Raw genomic sequence first — 22,026 nt, forward strand, 5'->3', positions numbered from 1 at the left:
TTTTCGCTGCCGGGCACATGCCCGGCACTTGCTGCAAAGAGGCCAGGGTGTGAGTGACATTAATGTGGATGTCTTCGAGTCGAAACGGCTCTATCAGAAAGTCGCCGCCGAGCTGAAACAACGGATTGCGAGTCAGCGTTACAAGGTTGGCGAACGGCTGCCGGCGGAGCGACTCATCGCCGAGGAGATGGAGGTGAGCCGCACCGTGGTGCGCGAGGCCATCATCATGCTGGAGGTCGAAGGGCTGGTGGCGGTGCAGAAGGGCTCGGGCATCCATGTGATCGCCCAGGAGAGCCAGAGCGCCGAGCCAGCGCCGACCCTGGATGATGCCCTGCTGACCGCGGGTCCGTTCGAGTTGCTTCAGGCCCGCCAGCTGCTGGAGAGCAACATCGCCGAGTTTGCCGCGACCCAGGTGACCAAACAGGACATCATGGAGCTGCTCAAGATCCAGGCCCTGGCCCGCAAGGAGGACAGGGCCCGGGATTCGGAGTGGGACAAGCAGTTTCATATCCAGGTCGCCAAGGCGACCCAGAATTCGGTGTTGGTGATCCTGACCGAGCAGCTCTGGCTTCACCGCGAGCGCAACCCCTATTGGCGCAAGCTGCATGAACATATCGACGACAAGGCGATCGCCAGCTGGTGCGACGACCACGACCAGATCCTCAAAGCCTTGATACGAAAGGATCCCCAGGCCGCCAAGCTGGCCATGTGGCAACATCTGGAGAACACCAAGCACATGTTGTTCCAGGCCACCACCTTTGACGATGAGATGAATGACGATCGTTATCTTTTCTCCGAGAATCCCGTGGTGCATCTGGTGATGAACGAGGCGGTCAACGAGTAGATCCCGGTACTGTGGTCGTCAACGCCCCCCCCCTCGCCAGCCTGCTGACGGGGGTTTTTCATGTGTGCAGGCAAGGGACTGAGTGTCATGGGTCGCCTCGTCCTGCCTCGGGCGCGGGGAAGGGCACAGGAGGGCTGGACGACAGAGGGGCGGCGCCAGGCACAAAAAAACACCGGCGCCTGGGGCGCCGGTGTCTGCTGCGGGTCGCACTGGCCGCATCGCGGCCGATGGACTTAGCGCAGTATCATCTGCTCGCGGCCCGGGCCGACGGAGACCATGGGCACGGGGACGCCCATCAGCTCCTCGATGCGCAGCACGTAGCGCTGGGCGGCCAGGGGCAGCTCTTCGAACTTGCGGCAGCCGGAGATGTCTTCGCTCCAGGCTTCCATGGATTCGTAGACGGCCTTGAGACCGGCGGTCTGTGGCCAGATCGGGTTTTCGGTGTGGGCACCCTCGTAGGCGACGCAGATCTTCAGATCCGGCATGCCGGAGAGGCAGTCCAGCTTGGTCAGGGCCACTTCGTTGGCGGCCTGGATCTCCAGACCCTGCTTGGTGGCGACGGCATCGAAGTAGCCGATGTCACGGGGACGGCCGGTGGTGGCGCCGAACTCGTTGGCGAACTTGCGGAACTCTTCCTGGTTCTCCATGGCGGTGATCAGGGTGCCGGTACCGACCGAGGTGCTGAATGCCTTGGCCACGGCGATCACGCGCTCGGGGCGCAGGGCGGGCAGGCCGCCACCGATCCCGGCATAGGCGCCGGAGACGTGGGAGGAGGTCACCCAGGGGTATTCGCCGTAGATGAGGTCACGGCCGGCGCCCAGCTGGGCTTCGAACAGCAGGGTCTCGCCCTTGGCCTGGATGGCCTTGAGGGGCTCGCTGACGTTGCAGATGGCATCGCGCCACGGCTCGGACACTTCCAGCAGCCAGTCGGCCATCTCCTGGGCACTCTGGCTGAACTCGAAGCTGGGGTAGAGGGCCTTGAGCTGGGGCAGTTTCCAGTCGAGGAAGAACTGGATGCGCTCCACCAGCACGTCCGGCTGTTTCAGCCAGCCGACCAGGATCGCCTTTTTCATGACCCGATCACCGTAAGCCGGGGCAATGCCCTGACGGGTGGAGCCATAGGCGCCATCACCCAGACGGACTTCTTCCAGGGTATCTTCCAGGGCGTGGATCGGCAGGCAGAAGGTGGCACGGTCGGAGATGGCGAGTTTCGGAGTGACGCCGGCGGCCTTCACTTCGGCCAGCTCGCGGGTCAGTGGCTCTGGGCTGATGACCATGCCGGGGCCGAGCACGACCAGGCAATCCGGGTTGAAGACGCCGCTCGGCAGCTGATGCAGCTTGAAGGTGCCCAGGTCGTTGACGACGGTGTGGCCGGCGTTGTTGCCGCCCTGAAAACGGATGCTGGCGGCGGATTGACCTGCCAGATAATCGACGATGCGGCCCTTGCCCTCATCACCCCAGTTAGCACCTACGACTACGATAGACGACATGTGACTTTCTCCTAAGACGTTAGGCATCCATCCTAGGAGGCCGATGCGGATTAGAAAAATTAATTATCTTTATTGTTCTGATAACAAAATCATATAATTGCGGCGATATTATCGACGGCCGCGCCCCGTGGCCCGCTTCGGAGTGCCCCATGCTGGATATTCACTGGCTCAACACCTTCGTCACCCTGGCCCGCCTGCAGCACTTCGGTCAGACTGCCACCGAATTGCACATGACCCAGCCCAACGTCAGCCTGCACCTCAAGAACCTGGAGCAGGCGACCCGGGTCAAGCTGGTGGAGCGCAGCCCGTTTCGGCTGACCCAGGCCGGGGAGCGCTTGCTGCAAAGCGCCGAGCGCGCCCTCAACGAGCTGCAACTGTGCCAGGCCGATCTCAATGCCCTCGGCCAGTTCAGTCAGGGCAAGCTCGCCATCGCCGCCAGTGACATCATCTCGCGGCTGCTGCTGATCCAGCCGTTCCAGCGTTTCAAGCAGGCCTTCCCCGGCATCGATCTCACCCTGTTCAACACCACCTCGGATCAGGCGGCCGAGCTGGTGAAGGGGGGCAAGGCGGATCTCGGCTTCGTGATGGCGCAAAAGCGCAGCGAGCCGCTGTTTTACACCGAGTTGCAACAGGTGACCTGGTGCGCCCTGGGGCAGGGGCTCAGCCGCTGGCAGGCGCGGGCCAGGGCAGGGGAGAGCGACCCCCTCGACGAGCCCACCCTGATCCTGCTGGGTCATGACACCCGCACCCGGGCGCTGATCGACCCCTCCTTGCCCCTGCTCGGGTTGCCGAGCTGCCGCATCATGGAGGTGGGCAGCGTGGACGCCCAGCTCGACTGGGCCGAGGCGGGGTTCGGGGTGGCCATAGTGCCGGACTTCTCCCTCCACCCCAGGCTCAAGCTGACGGCGCCGGTCACCGAGCTCCATGACTTTCCCGGCACCAGCCTGGGGTACGTGGTGCGCCAGAACCAGGTGCTGTCCCGGGCCATCAAGCAGCTGCTGCACTGGGTGGAGGAGGAGATCCAGCGTCCCCATCCCTATCTTGGCCCGGTGCCGGCTGGGGAGCGCAAGGAGAGCGAGCCAGAGTAGGGACGCCAAAGGCGCAGTCCAAGCAACACAAGGGCCACCGCGAGGTGGCCCTTGTGTTATCTGTCTGGGTGAAAAGAGGGCTCAGGGTGTGGTGGCGGGATCGGTGGCAGTTGCGCCAGAGGGCGCCTGAGTGGGCGCCGTCCTTTCCTCAGAGGTGGCGTCGGTGGTGGTCGCGCCAGAGGGAGCCTGGGAAGGCGCCGGCTCGTCCTCGAGGATTGCCGCTGATCCTGTGGCGGCCGCGTCGGAGGGAGCCTGAGCTGGCGCCGTCTCCCCCTCGGGGGCGGCGGAACCGGTGGCGGCCGCGCCAGAGGGTGCTTGAGCTGGCGCCGTCTCCCCCTCGGGGGTTTCGGTCGCGTCGCTGGTCCCCGCCCCCGAGGTGGCCTGGGTGGGGAGCGCCTGCGAGGGAGCGCTGCCGGGTTGCAGGGACGCCGGCATCAGGGCGTGCGTATCCGGGAGCGGCTCAGGCGCCGGTGCCCCGGGATCCTGTTGCATGGCGGCATGGGGCGGCGCCGGGCTTGGCGCCGTCATGGCCTCCGGGGTGAGGGTGATGAGGGCCGGATGCAGGCGGGTAAACTGCTTGAGGTGCTCATCCATTACCCGGCGCAGGCGATGAACTGTCTCGACCGGCAGGGTATCCAGGGTCACCAGATCCGCGCGCACCCCCAGGGTGGGGATAGCCAGGGTCTGGCCCGGGTAGAGGTTGGCCGGGATGCGACCCCGTTCGTAATAGGTCGACCCCTCGATGAGCCCGGTTATCCTGGCATCCTCGATGGGCAGGAGGCGGGCCTTGCAGCGCCCGATCAGATCCGAAATCACCTGATTGGGTTGACCCGCGACCACGAAAGCCGCGTCCAGGCTGCCATCACACAGGCCTTGCAGCCGATCGGCACCCAACCCGGCGGTGGGGGCAAAATCCCCGGCCTGCCAGCCCATGGCCTCAATGAGCGCCATGATGGTCACCCTGTCACCGCCATTGACGCTGCCGAGATCGACCCGCTTGCCCGGCAGATCCCCCAGGCTGCCGATGCGGCTCTGCTCGCCGACCAGCAGGGCCACCGATTCGTGATGGAGCCGATAGAGGGAGCGCAGCGCCCTGTTGGGGCCCTGGCTCGCGAAGGGCCCCGTGCCATGGACGGCGTGGTGGAGCACGTCGGATTGCACCAGGGCGAGCTGGCTCTTGCCAGCTTGCAGATCCTGCAAGTTGGCGAGGGAGCCCTTGGTGCTCTGCACGCTGCAGCGCAGGCCCTCGGGCCCGCTCTGCTCGTTGAGCAGGCGGCAGAGGGCGCCACCGACCGGGTAGTAGACGCCGGTGAGCGCCCCCGTGCTGATGGTGAGGTAATCGCTGGCGTGGGCGCTCGTCCCCCAGCAGAGCAGGGCAAACAGGGGGGCGAGCAGGGCAGGTATTCGTGGGCGCATAGGAAACCAGTCAGTGAGCAGGGGGATGGGCCGGGCCCATCCGGTTTAGTTGAGCCGGGCCAGGATGGCCCGCTCCATGCGGGCCAGGGCCTCGCTCAGGCGCGCCCGGGTGCAACCGAAGTTGAGGCGCACGAACTGGGCATCGCCGAACTGGGCCCCCGGGGAGAGGCCGACGCCGGCCTGCTCGAAGAAGGCGATGGGGTCATCCAGTCCCAGGCTCGCGACATCGATCCAGGCGAGATAGGTGGCCTGGTTGCGCGCCAGCGTGACCCCGGGCCAGCGGGCGACGGCCGTCTCGATCAGGGCCAGGTTGCCGCGCAGGTAGTCGAGCTGCGCCGCCAGCCAGGCATCGCCCCCCTCGTAGGCCGCCTCGGCCGCCACATAGCCCAGCAGGTTGACGTCGGCGCTGATGCCGCGCATGGCCTGTTGCAGCTTGAGGCGCAGCCTGGGATTGGCCACCACGGCGAAGGAGCAGCACAGGCCGGCGATGTTGAAGGTCTTGCTCGGCGCCATCATGACGGCAGAGCGCTCGGCGGCGGCCGGGCTCAGGGCGCCGTAGGGGATGTGGCGGGCGCCTTGGTCCAGCAGCAGATCGCAATGGATCTCGTCGGAGCAGATCACCAGGTTGTGGCGCTCGGCGATGGCGTCGATGGCCTCCAGCTCTTCCCGGGTGAAGATGGTGCCACCCGGGTTGTGGGGGTTGCACAGCAGCAGCAGATCCGCCGAGGGGGCCTGGCGCTCCAGCTCCTCGATGTCCAGGACCCAGCGGGCATCCTGCTCCACCATGGGCACGGTGAGCAGGGGCCTGTCATTGAAGCCCGGCGCCTGCAGGAAGGGGTAGTAGACCGGCTTGGGGGTGATGATGCCGCGGCCATGCTGGCTCCAGGCCTTGCAGGCGAGGTTCAGGCCGGGCACCACCCCGGGCAGGAACACCAGCCACTCCGGCTGGATGGTCCAGCCATAGCGCTGCTGCATGCGGGTGATGATGAGTTCGATGAGACGGGGGGAGGGGCGTGAGTAACCAAAGACGCCGTGGGCGACCCGCTCGGTCAGGGCCTCGATGACGGCCGGGGGGGAAACGAAGTCGGTGTCGGCCACCCACATGGGCAGGACGTCCTGCTCCTTGTACTTGTCCCACTTCAGGCTCATGGTGCCGCTGCGATCAATTTCCCTGTCAAAATCAAACATGTTCAGTCCTTTTACTGGCCAGACAAGCCGGGTGCCGCGCGCGGGTGTCTGCTGCCCGTCCCTCGGGCAAGGGCGCTCGGCTGGCCATCTTGGTGGGTGCTGCCATCATGGGCAGTCTGGGCCTTCAATGTACGGTGTCGGCGCAGCCGTCGCAAGCCTTGAGCTGGTTCTGGGTGGTGTCATAAGATGACCATGGTCCCGGCGCCTCCTGGCGCCCCCCTTCCTCCAGTCTGGTGATAATCCTATGAAATCCCTCACCGCCGTCAGCAAGCGTCCGGATCCCGTCTCACTCTCCTTCCTGGCGGTCACCTTCATGACCGGGGTGGCGGTGGCCCTGCAGGTGCCCACCTTGAGCCTGTTTCTGGCCGAGGAGGTGCAGGTGCGCCCCTTCCTGGTCGGCCTCTTCTATACCGTCAATGCCCTGGTGGGGATCCTCATCAGCCAGTGGCTGGGTCACAGATCCGACAGCCGTGGCGACCGCAAACGCCTGATCCTGCGCTGCTGCGCCGCCGGCATAGTGCTCTCCCTGCTGTTCGCCTGGAACCGCAACTACTGGCTGCTGGTGAGCCTGGGGGTCTTGCTGGCAAGCCTGGCGGCCACCGCCAGCCCCCAGCTGTTCGCCCTGGCCCGGGAGCATGCCGACAGCCAGCAGAAGCGGGCCGACATGTTCAGCTCAGTGATGCGGGCCCAGTTCTCCCTGGCCTGGGTGGTGGGGCCGCCCCTGGCCTTTGCCCTCGCCATCGGCTACGGCTTCGAGGCCATGTACCTGGCGTCCGCCTTCGCCTATCTCCTCTGCGCCCTGGTGGTGTGGCGCTGGCTGCCCTCCCTGCCGCTGCCGGCCAGAGACGAGAGCCAGCCCAGGGTCAGCAGCTGGCGGGACCCTGCCGTGCGGGGGCTCTTCATCGCCTCCACCCTGATGTGGACCTGCAACAGCATGTACCTCATCAACATGCCGCTCTATGTCACCCGGGAGCTGGGACTGAATGAGACCCTTGCCGGGGTGCTGATGGGCACGGCGGCGGCGCTCGAGATCCCCTTCATGCTGCTGGCGGGCTACTACACCCGCCGCTTTGGCAAGCGGCCCATGATGCTGCTGGCGGTGCTGGCCGGGATAGGTTTCTACGCCGGGCTGGTGACCCTGGCGAGCCAGCAGGCCCTGATAGCGCTGCAACTGCTCAATGCCATCTTCATAGGCATCATCGCCGGCATCGGCATGTCCTATTTCCAGGATCTGATGCCGGGGCGCGCCGGGGTCGCCACCACCCTGTTCGCCAACAGCATTCGCACCGGCTCCATCCTGGCGGGAGCCATCGCCGGTATCGTCGCCGAGCTGTGGAGCTTTCACGGCGTCTTCCTGGTGGCCCTGACCCTGGCCATGCTGGCCCTGGCCGCCTGCTGGCGGGTGCCGAACGTCTGAGACGCCTCTTGGGCCATAGGCAAAGACCCGCCTGGTGCGGGTCTCTTGTCATGGAGAAAGGGGAGAGGGGCCTAGTCCCGGCCCTGGTATTCGTCTCGCAGGCAGCGCAGCAGCAGCTCGCTGGCCGGGCCCAGGGCGTCCGGGCTCTGGGTGAGCAGATAGGTATAGAGGTGGCGCTCGCTGCCCCCCTCCAGGGTCAGGGGCACCAGGCTGCCGTCGGCCAGGGCCGTGCTGGCCAGGTGGCGCGGCAGCCAGCCGTAGCCAAGCCCCTGTTGCAGCAGGGCGATCACCTCCTGGTAGTGGGTCACCTTCCAGCCGGTGTCCTCGGCATCGTGCCAGTCCACCGAGCGGTGGATGGGGGGGTGCAGGCCAATCTGGTTATGGGAGGTCAGCAGCTCCAGGGAGAGGGGAGCCTGGGCACTCGCCAGGGGGTGGCTCGGGGCGCACAGGGGCAGCAGGCTCACTTCGTCCAGGGGCAGGCCGGTACGATCCCCGGGCAGGTGCTCCGAGATCATCAGATCCCCCGGTTGCAACGCATTGAAGTGGCAGTGGATCCGCTCATGAAGATTGATGCGGCAGCCTCGGCTGCGGGGGTGGAAGCGGGCCAGGGCGCGATAGAGCCGTGTCCTGGGTTGCAGCGCCGAGACATAGAGGTTGATCTGGGGTTCCCACTGGCGCTCCAGGTTGTCGGCCAGGTTCTCGAGTTCCTCCACCTGCTGGCTGAGCTGACGGGCGCGCTTGAGGAAGGCCGCCCCGGCCGGGGTCAGTACCGCCTTGCGGCCACGGACCTCCAGCAGTGCCACCCCCAGACTCTGCTGCAGCTTGGCCACCGCATGGTTGAGGGAGGACTGGCTCTTGTTCAGGGCCTCGGCCGCCTGGGCATAACCGCCGCAGTCGACCACCGCCTGAAAGATACGCCACTGCTCGAAGGTACTCTTGGGACGAAACATGACTCACCTGCTGGCTTGGCACCGGGCTCGCGTGAATGGACTCCAATAACTCTAACGGTCCTGGCCGCCGCGAGCCGCTTTTTTATGATTACCTGGGTTGGGCGACGAAGGTCTGGCCCGTCTTGCCCCGGCTGTCCGGCCCCATCAGGTAGAGATAGAGGGGCATGAGGTCTGCCGGTGTCTTCAGGGCCATGGGGTCCTCGGCCGGGAAGGCGCTGGCGCGCATCTTGGTGCGGGTGCCGCCCGGATTGATGCTGTTGACCCGCACCCCGGTATTGTCCAGCTCGTCGGCCAGCACCTCCATCATGCCCTCCACCGCGAACTTGGAGATGGCGTAGCTGCCCCAGTAGGCGCGCCCCTTGCGACCTACGCTCGACGAGGTGTAGAGGATGGCGGCCTCGCCATGGGTCTTGGCGGTCTGGCGGATGAGGGGCAAGAGCGCCTGGGTCAGCAGGAATTCGGACTTGACGTTGACCTGCATCACCTCGTCCCACTCCTTCTCCTTGATGTGCTCGAACGGCGACAGGGAGCCCAGCAGGCCGGCGTTGAACAGCACGCCGTCGAGGCGGCCGAACTGCTCGGCGAAGGTTTCGGCCATGCCGCGATAGTGGCTGGCGGTGGCCCCTTTCAGGTCGACCGGCACGATGGCGGGCAGGGGGTGGCCGGCGGCCTCGATCTGGTCGTAGACGGCCTCCAGCTTGGCCACGGTGCGACCCAGCAGTATGACGGTGGCGCCGTGGGCGGCGAAGGTGAGCGCCGCCTCACGGCCTATGCCATCACCCGCCCCCGTCACCAGAATCACTTTGTTGCTGAGCAAGGTGGTGGGGGCCTGATAATCGAGCATGACGACTCCTGTGAATTTCATGGAATTGGCCAGGGCCCAGCCCCGGCGTGTTGGGGCAAGTGTACTGAGGCCCTCGACCGTTTGACCAGCACGGCCAGATAAAAATGTGAAGGAAACGAGGCGCTTGCCGTTTTTCGAGCCAGTGCGGGCGCCGATGAGAGAGGCTTTGCGCCCCCGAAACAAACTCCCTAGAATGGGAAAAATTTTCACTCTCAACGGAGTCTTCAGTGGCATTTTTGAGCGAATACGGCCTGTTTCTGGCCAAGACCCTCACCCTGGTGCTCGCCCTCGGCGCCCTGATCCTGATGCTGGTCAGCAGCCGTCATCCCAAGTCTCGCAAGGGGGAACTGGTGATAAACGATCTCTCCGCCGAGCTGGAGCAGACTCGCACCCGGCTGCGGGAGTCCCTGGCCGGCAAGCAGGAGCGCAAGCAGCTGGAGAAGCAGCAGAAGGAGCGCAACAAGCAGCGCAGCAAGCAGGGGGATGAGCGGCGTCGCCTGTTCGTCATGGACTTTCATGGCAGCATGGATGCCAGGGAGGTGGCCTCCCTGCGCGAGGAGGTGAGCGCGGTGATCGGGGTGGCCCAGCCGGGGGACGAGGTGCTGCTGCGGCTCGAGTCCGGCGGCGGCGTGGTCCATGGCTATGGCCTGGCGGCGTCCCAGTTGCAGCGCTTGCGGGATCGCCAGATCACCCTGACGGTGGCCATCGACAAGGTGGCGGCGAGCGGCGGCTACATGATGGCCTGCGTGGCGGATCGCATCCTGGCCGCCCCCTTCGCCATCGTCGGCTCCATCGGGGTGATCGCCCAGTTGCCGAACTTCAACAAGTTGCTCAAGAAGCACGATATCGAGTTCGAGATGCACACGGCGGGCCAGTACAAGCGCACCATCACCATGTTCGGTGAGAATGACGAATCGGGCCGGGAGAAGTTTCGCGAGGAGCTGGGGGCCATCCACGAACAGTTCAAGGGGTTCGTGGCCGCCCATCGCCCGGCCCTGGAGATCGACAAGGTCACCACGGGGGAGCACTGGCTCGCCGGTCAGGCCAAGGAGCTGGGGCTGGTGGACGAGCTCTGCACCAGCGATGACTATCTGCTGCGCCGCGCCGAGGAGCGCCGGGTGGTGGGGTTGTGCTTCCAAAAGCCAAAGTCGCTGACCCAGAAGCTGGGCCAGCAGGGGGCCCAGGGGCTGGTACAGGGGCTGGAGCGGCTCTGGCAGCAGAGCCCCTGGCGCTGAGGTCTTGTCTTGCCGTCGACATCGACATGAAAGAGCCGGGCAGGAGCCCGGCTCTTCGTTTATGTCTTTGTTGCGGCTTAGAACCTGTCTACGAGCTGTCGCGAGAGGTCGTCAGCAAGGTAAAGAGCAGCGCATGAGCCTTGATCACGGCCTCGCAGTAAGGTCGTGACCAGGTTCTCAGCGCTGGAAGGGATAGACGGATCCCAGTTTCAGGATCTGGGTCAGCTCGTCCAGGGCGGTGCGGGACTCCTGCACCAGGGCGGGATCGCGCAGGTCGTCCAGGGCCAGGCTGTCGCGATAGTGCTTGTCGACCCAGGCGTCGAGGCGGGCGAACTGGCCGTCATTGATGAGGCAGGCCGGGTTGACCGCCGCCAATTCGCTGTCGTTCATGGCGACCCGCAGCCGCAGGCAGGCGGGGCCGCCGCCGTTCCTCATGCTCTGCTTCACGTCCATGTAGTGCACGCCCTTGATGGGGGTGCCCAGGGTCACCAGCCTGGCCAGGTAGGCTGACACCGCCGGATTGCCCTGGCACTCGGTGGGGGCGATGATGGCCATCTCGCCGGAAGGCAGGGTCAGGATCTGGGTGTTGAACAGGTAGGATTTCACCGCATCTTGCACCGACACCTCGCTGGTCGGCACCTCGATGAAGTGCAGCTCCCCCTCGCCAAACCTGGCGCGTACCTCTGCCAGGGCGGAGGCGGTGTTGAGGAAGGCCTGCTGGTGGAAGAAGAGCACGTTCTGGTTGCCTACCGCGATCACGTCGTTGTGGAACACCCCCTGATCGATCACCTCCGGGTTCTGCTGGATGAAGACGGCGGTCTCATCCCCCAGGCCATGGAGACGGGCGATGGCCTGGCTCGCTTCCAGGGTCTGGCGGGCCGGGTAGCGTTTGGGGGCGGGCTGGGAGACATCGAAGGCGCTGCGGCCATAGACGAACAGCTCGACCCCGGCCTCGCCATAGGCGCGGCACAGCCGGGTGTGGTTGGCGGCGCCTTCGTCACCGAAGTGATCGTTCTCCGGCAGATGGCTGTGGTGACAGAAGTGGCGATCCCCCGGGAAGACGGCGCGCAGGATGCGGCCGGTCACCTCGGGTTCGAGGGAGCGGTGGAACTTGTTGGTCAGGTTGGCCGGGGTGAAGTGGATGCGGCCATCCTGGGTATCGGCACTCGGGGAGACGGTGGCGGCGTTGGCGGTCCACATGCTGGAGGCGGAGTAGCAGGCGGCCAGCACGGCGGGGGCCTGTCTGGCGGCCTGCTCCAGTACCCTGGCGTCCGATCCGGTGAAGCCCAGGCGGCGCAGGGTGGCGAGATCCGGCCGCTCCTGGGGCGCCAGCACCCCCTGGGTCATGCCGAGATCCGTCAGCGCCTTCATCTTGCGCAGCCCCTGCTTGGCCGCCTCCTTCGGATTGGACGCGGCCGATGCGTTGCTTTGGGACGCCACGTTGCCATAGGAGAGGCCGGCATAGTTGTGAGTGGGGCCGACCAGGCCGTCGAAGTTAACCTCGAAGTGCTTCATCAGAGTACATCCTTTCGATTTTTATATGGGTTGCGGTTCCTTCCGCGCACAAAGCTGCGGGATGTGGCCATTATAAAGAGATTTTGTCTTTTGTAACAAGCTGATAACGAAAGTGCTTTGTTATGTTGCGAGGGCGGTTTGTTATGTCGTTTCGGATATAAAAAACGGGGCTGAGCGGCATAAAAATGAAAAAGCGGTTGCGTCCATCCCCTGTGCTTCGCATTAATAAATAAAGAAGCGATGCGGTTGGGAACCACAAGCAAACTTGTCGCCAAGATTGCTTTTTGGCGTCAAATCTCTTATACAGCCCCACAAAACCGCACACCAACCCCGACGGGTGCAACGAGGATACAAGTTACAGCATGGGCAAATCACTGGTCATCGTAGAGTCTCCGGCCAAGGCCAAGACCATCAATAAATACCTGGGTAAAGACTACGTGGTGAAATCCAGCGTCGGTCATATCCGCGACCTGCCGACCAGCGGCAGTGCCAGCAGCGAACCCAAGAAACCCGTCATTCGCGGCATCAAGCTCAGCGAATCCGAGAAGGCAGCCAAGGATCGCAATGCCCTGTTTGCCCGCATGGGCATCAACCCCACCAATGGCTGGCAGGCCAACTACCAGATTTTGCCCGGCAAGGAGAAGGTGGTCAGCGAGTTGCAGAGTCTTGCCGAGAAGGCCGACACCATCTATCTCGCAACCGACTTGGACAGAGAAGGAGAGGCAATCGCCTGGCACCTGCGGGAGATCATCGGCGGTGACGACAGCCGCTACAAGCGGGTGGTGTTCAACGAGATCACCAAGAGCGCCATTCAGGAGGCCTTCTCCCAGCCCTCCGAGCTGAACATGCACCGCGTCAATGCCCAGCAGGCCCGTCGTTTCCTCGACCGGGTGGTGGGCTACATGGTCTCTCCGCTGCTCTGGAAGAAGCTGGCCCGCGGCCTCTCCGCCGGCCGGGTGCAATCCGTGGCCGTGCGCCTCATCGTCGACAAGGAGCGCGAGATCAAGGCGTTCGTGCCGGTCGAGTTCTGGGATCTGCACGCGGATCTGATGACGGCGGGAGACGAGTCCCTGCGCATGGAGGTGCTCAGCCGCAACGGTGCCGAGTTCAAGCCGGTCACCAAGGCAGAAACCGATGCCGCCCTGGCGGCCCTTGACGGGGTCGACTATCGGGTCATCAGCCGGGAAGACAAGCCGACCGGCTCCAAGCCATCCGCCCCCTTCATCACCTCCACCCTGCAGCAGGCGGCCTCCACCCGGCTGGGCTTCGGGGTGAAGAAGACCATGATGATGGCCCAGCGCCTGTACGAGGCGGGCTACATCACCTACATGCGTACCGACTCCACCAACCTCAGCAAGGAGGCGGTCGAGGCGGTGCGTGACTACATCGCCAGTCAGTACGGCGCCCCCTATCTGCCAAGCGAGCCGAATCTGTATGGCTCCAAGGCGGGGGCCCAGGAGGCTCACGAGGCGATCCGTCCCTCCAACGTCACCCTGACCACCGCCGACCTGGAAGGGATGGAGCAGGATGCCCTGCGGCTCTATGATCTCATCTGGCGCCAGTTTGTCGCCTGCCAGATGACCCCGGCCCAGTACGATGCCACCACCCTCACCGTCAAGGCGGGGGAGTTCGAGCTCAAGGCCCGCGGCCGCATCCTGCGCTTCGCCGGTTGGACCAAGGCGCTGCCCCCCATGGGGCGCAAGGGGGACGACAGCCAGCTGCCGGCGGTGACCGTCGGCGAAATCCTCAAGCTGGTCAAGCTGGATCCCCGTCAGCACTTCACCAAGCCACCCGCCCGCTTCACCGAGGCGGCCCTGGTGCGCGAGCTGGAAAAACGCGGCATAGGTCGCCCGTCCACCTACGCCTCCATCATCTCCACCATCGTCGATCGCGGCTATGTGCGAGTGGAGAGCCGCCGCTTCTTCGCCGAGAAGATGGGGGAGATAGTGACCGACCGCCTGGTGGAAAACTTCGTCGAGCTGATGAACTACGAGTTCACCGCCAAGATGGAGGACAAGCTCGATGAGGTGGCGCAGGGGGAACAGGAGTGGAAGGCGGTGCTCGATGCCTTCTTCGCCGAGTTCACCGAAGAGCTGGCCCAGGCCGACAAGCCGGCGGAAGAGGGGGGCATGCGCGCCAACCAGATGGTGCTGACCGGCATCGACTGCCCGGATTGCGGCCGCAAGATGGGGATCCGCACCGCCACCACAGGGGTCTTCCTCGGCTGCTCCGGCTATGCCCTGCCGCCCAAAGAGCGCTGCAAGAAGACCATCAACCTGGTGTCGGCCGATGAGTTCGTCTCCGCCATCGACGGGGAAGAGGCGGAAACCGAGGCGCTGCGCGCCAAGCATCGCTGCGGCATCTGCGGCACCGCCATGGACGCCTACATCATCGACGAGACCCGCAAGCTCCACGTCTGCGGCCGCAACCCGGACTGCGAGGGTCACGAGATAGAGCAGGGCCAGTTCAAGCTCAAGGGTTACGAAGGTCCCAGTATCGAATGCGACCGCTGCGGATCCGAGATGCAGCTCAAGAACGGCCGCTTCGGCAAGTACATGGGCTGCACCAACGAGAGCTGCAAAAACACCCGCAAGATCTTGAAAAACGGCGACATCGCGCCGCCGAAAGAAGATCCCGTGCCCCTGCCAGAGCTCAAGTGCACCCAGTCCGATGCTCACTTCGTGTTGAGGGACGGCGCCGCCGGTCTCTTCCTCGCCGCCAGCAACTTCCCCAAATCCCGGGAGACCCGTGCTCCCCTGGTGGAGGAGCTCAAGCGCTTCAAGGAGCGGCTCTCGCCCAAGCACCAGTACCTGGCCGACGCCCCGGCGTCAGATCCTGACGGAAACGCCGCCATCGTTCGCTTCAGTCGCAAGACCAAGGAGCAGTACGTGATGACGGAGGTGAACGGCAAGGCCACAGGCTGGACGGCCCATTACGACAATGGCAAGTGGCAGGAGAGCCTGGCCAAGGCCAAGAAGGCGTGAAGCTGATGTGACAACAGGGCCCTGCAAATGCAGGGCCTTTTTCATGGCCGGAGGATATACTGCAAACGCTGCAAGGTAGCGGCAGGCAAGACAAGGAGTCGATTATGGATATCAGCGAGATCCGGCCTGGCATGAGTTGCCAGACCCGGGAGGGCCTCGCCTATGTGCTGGAGGTCGACAGACAGAACCAGCTGGTGTTGCTCCAGCGCGAGGCGGAAACCATCCCGGTGCAGGTGCGCAGCGACGAGATCCTCTCCCTGGGCTAGAAGGGAAGCAGAAACAGCAGCTCGGCCAGGTCGGGCTGCCACTGCCACTCCTGCATCCTGACCCGCCCCTTGATCACCGGCACCCCCTCCTGTTGCAGGCGCCCCGTCTGCTCATCAAACCCTTTTGACCCCTTGGGCAGAGAGATCTTGCCCCCGGCCCCCAGCACCCTGTGCCAGGGCAGCACCTTGTCTGTCTCCCGCAGCACCTTGCCCACCAGGCGGGCCCGGCCCGGCAGGCCGGCGAGATCCGCCACCTGGCCATAGCTGACCACCTTGCCCTCTGGTATCAGCGCCAGGATGGCTTCGATCCTGGCCTGCTTGCTCTGCCCGGCTTGGGTTCCCTGCATGCTTGTTGCTATCTCGTCACGACAAAGGCGCCATTGTGGCGCCTTTGTCACGGGGCGGGCAAGTGTGGCATGGCGGTGCCTTGGCTGCGGAGTAGGCAGATTCAGCCGAAGGTCTGGCTCAGCCCCTTGAGCTGGCTGGCCTGGTTGAACAGGGCCTGGCTCACGGTATCGACCTCGCGCATCTTGTGGCTGTTGTGCTGCGAGTGGGCAGAGATGGCCTGGATGTTGCGGCCCATCTCCTCCACCCCGGCCTGCTGCTGCTCGGCGGCGGCGGCAATCTGGACGCCGTAGGCGCTGACCTGATCCATCTGGGCGAGCACCTGCTGCAGGCTGCAGGAGCCCTGGCGGGTCAGCTCGGCGCAGCTCTGGGTCTGGTGCAGGTTGCTCTGCATCATGGTCTGCCACTGGCTCAGGGTCTGCTGGATCTGGCCTATGCTGCCCTGGATCTGCTCGGTCGCCTTGTGGGTGCGGGTGGAGAGGGTGCGCACCTCGTCGGCCACCACGGCGAAGCCGCGGCCCTGTTCACCTGCCCGGGCCGCCTCGATGGCGGCGTTGAGGGCCAGCAGGTTGGTCTGATCGGCGATCCCCTGGATCTCGCTCATCAGGGTGCCGATGCGCGCCGACTCCTCGGCCAGGCTGACCGCGGTCTGATAGGCCTGCTCGGCCTGGCCGGTGAGGGCGGTGATCTGGCGTTCGGTCTGGGTCAGCTGATCATCGGTCTGCAGGCAGCGGCTGCGCACTTCATCGACCTGACCATGGGACTCCTGGATGTTGCGGGCTATCTCCTGGGCCGTGGTGGCCATCTGGGTCATGGCCGTCGCCATCTGCTGGGTCTGGGCATCCTGTTCGCCGATGGCGGTGCAGGCCTGGTTCGAGGCGAGCTTGAGCTCGCCGGCCAGCCGTTGCAGGGGATCCGTGGCGTCACTGACCCGGCCAAGCACAGTGGTGAGCCGCGCCTCGCCCATCTTGAGGTGAAAATCGGCGATGGCCGCCGCCCCGCTGCCCGAGTAGACCTGGCGGGTCAGGCTGTCGTAGTCCTGGTGCAGCCGCTGCAGGTAGTGGCGGGTACCGATGAGCTCGTCCCGGTAGAGCAGGCCAAGCAGCAGCAGGGGCAGGGGCATCAGCAGGGCGGCCTTGGCTCCGGCCAGCTGCCAGCCGAGGGCCAGCAGGGCGGCGAACCCCGCCACGGCGAGCCAGGGGCGCAGGGTGGTGAAGGCGGGAAGGGCCGATCCCTGGCCCTGCTCGGCCTGGCGCAGGGTCCGGTAGATGGCACTGGCCCGCTGGATCAGCGCCGGGGTGGGCTTGCAGCGCACCGACTGGTAGCCGCTGATCTTGCCGTCCCGGTAGAGGGGGGTGACATAGGCATCGACCCAGTAGTAGCGGCCATCCTTGCAGCGGTTCTTGACCACGCCGCGCCACGGCTTGCCATCCTTGAGCTGTCGCCACAGATCGGCGAAGGCGGCCTTGGGCATGTCAGGGTGGCGCACCAGGTTGTGATGCTGTCCGACGAGCTCGTCGCGCCCATACCCGGCCACCGCGCAGAAATGGCGATTGGCGTAGGTGATCACCCCGCTCAGGTCCGTGATGGAGACGAGCTGGACCGAGGCGGGGAAGAGCACCTCCTGGTCATGGTGGGGGATCTGCGGGTGAGACATGGGTGAACTCCTTTCATGTGGGGCGAACGCTGTCACGGATATCGGCTTCGATTGGAATATGTTAACGATTGTTTGCATGCGGTGTGACACCGGGCTGGATAACGTGTATCCAGATGGCACGTTAAAGGCCGCGCGGAGTGTATGTCTTTTGCTGCGAATAAGTAAACAGGAGGTAGGGGACAGGATAAAAAAAGGCGGCCGCGCAGACCGCCAAAGAGAGTGACAACATTACCTTTGTGGCGTGCGGTAGCGCACCTGCTGCTGGTCGAGGATCGCCAGCTGACCGGGCAGGCGGGCGCAGAAGTGCCCCCAGTCCTTGTCACCTGGCAGGCTCCAGGCGACTTCCGCCGTGGCCAGCATGCGTGGGAACAGCATATAGTCGAGACGGTCACGGGTGTGTACCAGCTCGGACCACAGGGGGCTAAGCACCCCCAGGATGTTATCGTTGGCATGGAAATCGGCCGGAGCGGGATCGCAGGAGTAGACCTGCTCCAGGTTGGGGGTGCCGGCCCAGTAGAGTCCCGGCTCCTCTATGTTCTCGCTGCACGCCAGATCCAGGTAGAGATACTGGGCGGCGGCCATCAGCACGGGGTAGCCCGCCGCCGCGGCATCCAGCCCCGCCTGGAAGCTGGTCCAGGCACAGATGATGGCCTCCCGGCTCACCTTGTCCCCCTGCAATATCTCCTCCCAGCCCACCATACGGCGCCCCTTGGCGGCCAGATAGCCTTGGCAGTGGCGCAGCAGGTGCCCCTGCAACTCGCGAATGTCCTGGTAACCCTGCTGCACCATCAGCTGCTGGCAGGCGGGGCTGTCGGTCCAGACGCCGTGGGGCACCTCGTCTCCCCCCATGTGGATCAAGGGGCTCGGGAACAGCGCGCACACCTCGTCCATCACGCGCTCGAGGAAGTGATAGGTGCCGGGCAGCGCCGGGTTGAGCACGTTGTCGTCGAAATACTGCACCGACAGGTAGCGAGAGTGATCCGCCGGCTCGATGAGCAGCTCGGGCAGCGCCTTGATGGCGGCGTGGCAGTGGCCGGGGATGTCGATCTCCGGGATCACCTCTATGCCGAGGCTGGCGGCGTATGCCACCAGTTCGCGGGCCTCGGCCTGGCTGTAGCAGCCGCCGTAGCGCGCGGCGCCGCCGCTGAGCTGGGGACCTATGGCCAGGCCATGGCCCCGCCAGGCGCCCACCTCGGTCAGGGTCGGGAAGGCCTTGATCTCCAGGCGCCAGCCCTCGTCATCGGTCAGGTGCCAGTGGAAGCGGTTGAACTTGTAGAGGCTCATCTGCCTGAGCAGGCGCTTGAGGCTCGCCATCGGCTGGAAGTGGCGACCGCAGTCCAGGTGAATGACCCGCAGGCCAAAGCGGGGGGCATCCTCGACCTCGATGCAGGGCAGGCTCTCCCCGTGCTGCAGATACCACTGGGCCAGGCTCACCAGGCCGTGGCGCCAGCCGGCGATATCCCCGGCCGCTATCTCTATGCCCTGGGGCCGGATCAGCAGCCGGTAGCCTTCGGCGGGCAGCTCGGCCTGCACCAGGCTTATCTCGGCGTCATGGTCCTGCTCCAGGGCAAGGGAGGTCAGATCGTTGAAGTGGCCAAGCAGGGCACTGAGGTTGCCCGGCCCCCTGACGTGGGCCCGCTCGGCGAGGCGAAAGTTGCCCTCGAGGCGCACCAGACGCCGGGGCAGCGGCACTATGCCGTGCTCGGGCTCCACCTCGGCCAGCTCCTTGCCGGCGGGGGCGGGGGAGTCCAGTCCCAGCTCCTGGCCCGCTATGGTGACCGGGATGATCTGGGCTCCCTCCCTGGATTCGGGCAGGCTGAGGAAGAAGCCCTGGGGCAGATCGGTGAGGCGCTTGAACGCCGTCTTGCGACAGCAGAGAGCAAGCTCCCTGCTCCCCGGGTGGGGCGCTATCACCTTGTAGCTGCCGCTCTGGTGGATGAGCTCTCCCCCCTCCAGGCTGCTGGCATCGATGTGACGGCCGAGGCAGAAGTGGATCTGCCACGGTTCGCTTGGCACCCGATCCAGGGTCAACAGGATCCAGACATCCTCCTCATCGCGGCGCTGGACGGCAAGGGTGATCAAGGGTGTAGACATGGCAGTTCCTTCTGTTTCGCAAAGAGGATGGCGCCCTCCAGGGCGTCCGCCTGCGGGGTGACAAGGGGAAGATGGTACAGGCGCGGCCGCAGCCGCTCCCCGATGCCACCGAGCAGCGCGACCCGACTGGCGCCTTGTGCCAGCATGCCGCGGATCAGGGTGTCGAGCTGGGCCTGGGTCTGGGCCAGCAGCTCGAGGGCGAGGGGATCCTGGTCCTTTGCCGCCTCGAACACCCAGGGGGCGAAGCGGCCGTAATCGGCCGGGATCGCCCGGGCCGCCCAGCGCACCACCTCGGCCTGATCCCGCTTGAAGTGATCCAGCAGGCGCACCGCCAGCAGGCTGGGGGGCAGGATGCCATCGTGGCAGAGCAGGGACTGCTGGATGGCCCGCAGCCCCAGCCAGGCGCCGCTGCCCAGATCCGAGATGGGGAAGCCGCGCCCGGAACAGGTGCGGATGCGGCCCCCCTGGAACAGGAGCCCGACCGAGCCGGTACCGGCGATGAGGATGGCCCCCTCGCCGCCGCCGAAGGCCCCCAGGCAGGCACCGAACGCATCCGAGGTGAGCCGGGTCTCGGCGAAGGGCAGGGGCTGGGCCAGGAAGTCGCGATAACAGGTTTCCAGCTCGGCGGAGGCGATGGCGAGGCCGGCGCTCATCCGGCCCATGGCGGACGCGGGCAGCCCGGCGGCTGCCATGGCGGCGTGCACCGCCGCCAGCACCTGGCGCTGGGCCACGTCGATGCCCAGCTCCAGATTGGAGCCACTGGCGCGCCCCTCGCCGAGCAGTGCGCCGCTGCGATCCCGGATGCGGGCCCGGGTATGGGTGCCGCCACCATCGACGCCGACCCAGTAGGCGATGGCCTGATCCCGGTCATCCATGGTGGGCCCCCTGCCAGCTGATGGCCAGGGCAAACCAGGCGCCATGGGGGATCCACTGCTCCCCCCAGCGCCAGTTCTGATCCAGCCGGTCCTTGTACTCTGCCGGGATGAAGGCGACATCGGCCTCATCCTCGAACCCCGAGGTGATGCCGTTGCAGATGCCGCCAGGGGCATTGGGATAACCTGCGGTGTAGGCGGGGTTCTTGATGCCGTGGCCCATCAGCATGCAGGCGTCGAAGGGGTTGCGCCCCAGGATCCAGTCCAGCTGATGCTGGCCGTGGGCCAGCAGGGGGGCGGCGAGATCCGGCAGCCGTTGTGCGGCGGCGAAGGCGGCGGCGGCCAGGGAGGCGAGCCGGGCGTTCTCCCCCTGCCACCAGTAGCCGGACTCGTTGTGGTGGGGCATAAAGAAGCTCACCCGGGGGGCCTCATCCACTGCCTTCACATACTGGCGGGCGAGGGCGAAGGGGTTGTGGGGACGGGCGGTCAGGGCCAGCTCGGCCAGCAGGGCCTGGCGCACGACGCGTTCGACCCCGGCGATGCGGTCGGAGTCCGTCTCCACAGAGAGGTATTCGAGCAGGGCCAGCGCCGGCAGGCCGGCCTCGGCGGCGTGGTAGTAGGGGCGCGAGCCATCGTCGTCGGCGGCCCAGTAGTGGCCGAGCTCCCCATGGGGACGCTGGCGGGCGCACAGCCGTCCGGCCCAGTGGCGCGCCTCGGCGAGCCACTCGGGGCCCAGCGTTTCGGTCAGCTCCACCGCCGCCAGCAGGGCGCAGTAGTCGTCGATGATGTTCTCCCGGCCATCGTCCAGGTAGGCAAGGTTGTGCTCGCGCAGGTGCAGGTAGCCGCGTCTGGCCGCCTCGGCGTAATGGTTTGTGTCGAAATCACCGCAGCTGGCCCCTCGGGCGGCCCGGGCCAGGGCGGCGATGGCCATGCCGCCCCCCTGACGAAAGCCCGCCTGCCAGCTGGCGGACTTGATCCCCTGCTGGGTGGCGTAGGCGCACAGCTCGCGCTGCGCGGGATCCTTGCTCCACTTGTCAAACAGGGTCATGTAGAAGAAGCCGGACTCATCTTGCATGCGGCAGAGGAAATCGGCGCCATGGAGTCCCTCATCCTCGAGCCGCTTGCACAGATTCAGGCTGTCGATGTCGCTTGCCCCTGCCAGCAGGGCCCGGCTCCTGAGCAGGCTCCACACCACCAGGGGGGTCTGCTGGGGATTGAGGTAGTTGGCGTAGGAGAGGTGGCTCAGGTATTTGCTGACATCGCCGCTGGCGTCATACCAGCCACCGTGGACATCGCGGCGCTGCTCGCCGCCAAACAGGGGGGCGGCCCTGTCCGCCTTGTCATGCTGGCCGCTGCAACGTTGACCCTTGAAGTAGTGGATCACGTCGGACAGGCAGCGCTGGACAAGCAGCCGTTCACCGAGGCGAAAGCGCGCCGAGCGCACTATGCCATGGGCGGTGATCACCTCGAGCCGGTAGTCCCCCTCCTGGCGCACGGAGTCAAAATCGATGCACCAGAAGGCACGGTCCCGCCAGCCGGGCACCCTGATCTCCTCTCTCAGCGGCGCCTCGAACAGGGCGGGGCCTCCGGTCAGGGGCAGCAGCCGGGCCAGCCCCTCCTGCACCTGGCCGGGCCGGGTCTGCAGCAGGGCTATCTTGGGGCCCGAGCACTCGTAACCCACCTGATTGACAAGCAGTTCCATCGATACCTCTATCGTCGGGGAAAAGGGGGGATCGCCACGGATCCCCCGGGAGTCTGGCGGGCGGGGGGGGGGGCGCCCCGCCCCCCCCCCCCAAAAGAAATCAAGACACCACAGCAGAG

General features: G+C 65.6%; 17 protein-coding genes. 6 read left to right on the plus strand and 11 right to left on the minus strand.

Annotated elements, in window-relative coordinates; genetic code table 11:
* The first annotated feature begins 49 nt into the window (after positions 1 to 49).
* Complete coding sequence (exuR, locus tag ACW5W4_RS15260; protein ID WP_408796400.1) at positions 50 to 844, plus strand: transcriptional regulator ExuR; 795 nt, start codon at positions 50 to 52, stop codon at positions 842 to 844.
* A gap of 233 nt (positions 845 to 1,077) precedes the next feature.
* Here the strand turns inward: exuR and ACW5W4_RS15265 are convergent, their stop codons facing one another.
* Complete coding sequence (locus ACW5W4_RS15265) at positions 1,078 to 2,334, minus strand: adenylosuccinate synthetase (protein WP_427260499.1); 1,257 nt, start codon at positions 2,332 to 2,334, stop codon at positions 1,078 to 1,080.
* Between the two features lie 149 nt (positions 2,335 to 2,483).
* On the opposite strand from ACW5W4_RS15265, the gene ACW5W4_RS15270 reads away from it, so the two are divergent.
* Positions 2,484 to 3,422, plus strand: coding sequence for a LysR family transcriptional regulator (locus tag ACW5W4_RS15270; RefSeq protein WP_456689947.1), 939 nt, complete (start codon positions 2,484 to 2,486; stop codon positions 3,420 to 3,422).
* An 81-nt stretch (positions 3,423 to 3,503) separates the two neighbouring features.
* Here ACW5W4_RS15270 and ACW5W4_RS15275 read toward each other — a convergent pair whose 3' ends face one another.
* Positions 3,504 to 4,838 carry a TAXI family TRAP transporter solute-binding subunit gene (locus ACW5W4_RS15275; protein ID WP_456689948.1) on the minus strand — a complete coding sequence of 445 codons (1,335 nt, stop codon included), beginning with the start codon at positions 4,836 to 4,838 and terminating at the stop codon, positions 3,504 to 3,506.
* Positions 4,839 to 4,883: 45 nt separating this feature from the next.
* On the minus strand, positions 4,884 to 6,026 hold the full coding sequence (locus ACW5W4_RS15280) for a MalY/PatB family protein (protein ID WP_456689949.1): 1,143 nt from the start codon (positions 6,024 to 6,026) through the stop codon (positions 4,884 to 4,886).
* 244 nt (positions 6,027 to 6,270) lie between these two features.
* Between ACW5W4_RS15280 and ACW5W4_RS15285 the strand changes: the two genes are divergently transcribed.
* On the plus strand, positions 6,271 to 7,443 hold the full coding sequence (locus tag ACW5W4_RS15285; RefSeq protein WP_456689950.1) for an MFS transporter: 1,173 nt from the start codon (positions 6,271 to 6,273) through the stop codon (positions 7,441 to 7,443).
* A gap of 71 nt (positions 7,444 to 7,514) precedes the next feature.
* On the opposite strand, the gene ACW5W4_RS15290 is transcribed toward ACW5W4_RS15285, so the two are convergent.
* Complete coding sequence (locus ACW5W4_RS15290) at positions 7,515 to 8,393, minus strand: LysR family transcriptional regulator (RefSeq protein WP_456689951.1); 879 nt, start codon at positions 8,391 to 8,393, stop codon at positions 7,515 to 7,517.
* 88 nt (positions 8,394 to 8,481) lie between these two features.
* On the minus strand, positions 8,482 to 9,237 hold the full coding sequence (locus ACW5W4_RS15295) for a YciK family oxidoreductase (RefSeq protein WP_456689952.1): 756 nt from the start codon (positions 9,235 to 9,237) through the stop codon (positions 8,482 to 8,484).
* 227 nt (positions 9,238 to 9,464) lie between these two features.
* Here ACW5W4_RS15295 and sohB point away from each other — a divergent pair, with 227 nt between their 5' ends.
* Positions 9,465 to 10,472, plus strand: a complete 1,008-nt coding sequence (sohB, locus tag ACW5W4_RS15300; RefSeq protein WP_456689953.1) for a protease SohB — start codon at positions 9,465 to 9,467, stop codon at positions 10,470 to 10,472.
* A gap of 177 nt (positions 10,473 to 10,649) precedes the next feature.
* Here sohB and astB read toward each other — a convergent pair whose 3' ends face one another.
* The gene (astB, locus tag ACW5W4_RS15305; protein WP_456689954.1) at positions 10,650 to 11,987 is read right to left on the minus strand and encodes an N-succinylarginine dihydrolase; all 1,338 of its coding nucleotides are present in this window, start codon (positions 11,985 to 11,987) and stop codon (positions 10,650 to 10,652) included.
* 362 nt (positions 11,988 to 12,349) lie between these two features.
* Here astB and topA point away from each other — a divergent pair, with 362 nt between their 5' ends.
* Both topA and ACW5W4_RS15315 read left to right on the plus strand, forming a co-directional pair.
* Positions 12,350 to 14,971, plus strand: a complete 2,622-nt coding sequence (gene topA, locus ACW5W4_RS15310) for a type I DNA topoisomerase (RefSeq protein ID WP_456689955.1) — start codon at positions 12,350 to 12,352, stop codon at positions 14,969 to 14,971.
* A gap of 104 nt (positions 14,972 to 15,075) precedes the next feature.
* A complete protein-coding gene (locus tag ACW5W4_RS15315) occupies positions 15,076 to 15,237 on the plus strand; it encodes a hypothetical protein (RefSeq protein ID WP_167335482.1) in 162 nt (53 codons plus the stop codon).
* Here ACW5W4_RS15315 and ACW5W4_RS15320 read toward each other — a convergent pair.
* From ACW5W4_RS15320 to ACW5W4_RS15340, 5 genes are all read right to left on the minus strand, one after another.
* Positions 15,234 to 15,584 (minus strand): MGMT family protein, encoded by a 351-nt coding sequence (locus tag ACW5W4_RS15320; protein WP_456689956.1) that lies wholly within the window; start codon positions 15,582 to 15,584, stop codon positions 15,234 to 15,236. The genes ACW5W4_RS15315 and ACW5W4_RS15320 overlap by 4 nt on opposite strands.
* 101 nt (positions 15,585 to 15,685) lie before the next feature.
* Positions 15,686 to 17,239, minus strand: a complete 1,554-nt coding sequence (locus ACW5W4_RS15325) for a methyl-accepting chemotaxis protein (RefSeq protein ID WP_456689957.1) — start codon at positions 17,237 to 17,239, stop codon at positions 15,686 to 15,688.
* A 228-nt stretch (positions 17,240 to 17,467) separates the two neighbouring features.
* The gene (locus ACW5W4_RS15330; protein ID WP_427260511.1) at positions 17,468 to 19,333 is read right to left on the minus strand and encodes a beta-N-acetylhexosaminidase; all 1,866 of its coding nucleotides are present in this window, start codon (positions 19,331 to 19,333) and stop codon (positions 17,468 to 17,470) included.
* Entirely contained in the window at positions 19,318 to 20,208 is an 891-nt protein-coding gene (locus ACW5W4_RS15335; RefSeq protein ID WP_456689958.1) for a BadF/BadG/BcrA/BcrD ATPase family protein, read from the minus strand. The genes ACW5W4_RS15330 and ACW5W4_RS15335 overlap by 16 nt, the downstream gene beginning before the upstream one ends.
* Entirely contained in the window at positions 20,201 to 21,907 is a 1,707-nt protein-coding gene (locus ACW5W4_RS15340; RefSeq protein WP_456689959.1) for a glycoside hydrolase family 9 protein, read from the minus strand. Before ACW5W4_RS15340 ends, ACW5W4_RS15335 begins: the two co-directional genes overlap by 8 nt.
* Positions 21,908 to 22,026 lie beyond the last annotated feature (119 nt).

This window comes from Aeromonas crassostreae, from assembly GCF_054052445.1.

Bases quoted from the DNA above. Each gene is read 5' to 3' on its own strand.
- ACW5W4_RS15265 (WP_427260499.1), bottom strand. From the start codon at position 2,334: ATGTCGTCTATCGTAGTCGTAGGTGCTAACTGGGGTGATGAGGGCAAG.
- ACW5W4_RS15270 (WP_456689947.1), top strand. From the start codon at position 2,484: ATGCTGGATATTCACTGGCTCAACACCTTCGTCACCCTGGCCCGCCTG.
- ACW5W4_RS15275 (WP_456689948.1), bottom strand. From the start codon at position 4,838: ATGCGCCCACGAATACCTGCCCTGCTCGCCCCCCTGTTTGCCCTGCTC.
- ACW5W4_RS15280 (WP_456689949.1), bottom strand. From the start codon at position 6,026: ATGTTTGATTTTGACAGGGAAATTGATCGCAGCGGCACCATGAGCCTG.
- ACW5W4_RS15285 (WP_456689950.1), top strand. From the start codon at position 6,271: ATGAAATCCCTCACCGCCGTCAGCAAGCGTCCGGATCCCGTCTCACTC.
- ACW5W4_RS15290 (WP_456689951.1), bottom strand. From the start codon at position 8,393: ATGTTTCGTCCCAAGAGTACCTTCGAGCAGTGGCGTATCTTTCAGGCG.
- ACW5W4_RS15295 (WP_456689952.1), bottom strand. From the start codon at position 9,237: ATGCTCGATTATCAGGCCCCCACCACCTTGCTCAGCAACAAAGTGATT.
- astB (WP_456689954.1), bottom strand. From the start codon at position 11,987: ATGAAGCACTTCGAGGTTAACTTCGACGGCCTGGTCGGCCCCACTCAC.
- topA (WP_456689955.1), top strand. From the start codon at position 12,350: ATGGGCAAATCACTGGTCATCGTAGAGTCTCCGGCCAAGGCCAAGACC.
- ACW5W4_RS15315 (WP_167335482.1), top strand. From the start codon at position 15,076: ATGGATATCAGCGAGATCCGGCCTGGCATGAGTTGCCAGACCCGGGAG.
- ACW5W4_RS15320 (WP_456689956.1), bottom strand. From the start codon at position 15,584: ATGCAGGGAACCCAAGCCGGGCAGAGCAAGCAGGCCAGGATCGAAGCC.
- ACW5W4_RS15325 (WP_456689957.1), bottom strand. From the start codon at position 17,239: ATGTCTCACCCGCAGATCCCCCACCATGACCAGGAGGTGCTCTTCCCC.
- ACW5W4_RS15330 (WP_427260511.1), bottom strand. From the start codon at position 19,333: ATGTCTACACCCTTGATCACCCTTGCCGTCCAGCGCCGCGATGAGGAG.
- ACW5W4_RS15335 (WP_456689958.1), bottom strand. From the start codon at position 20,208: ATGGATGACCGGGATCAGGCCATCGCCTACTGGGTCGGCGTCGATGGT.
- ACW5W4_RS15340 (WP_456689959.1), bottom strand. From the start codon at position 21,907: ATGGAACTGCTTGTCAATCAGGTGGGTTACGAGTGCTCGGGCCCCAAG.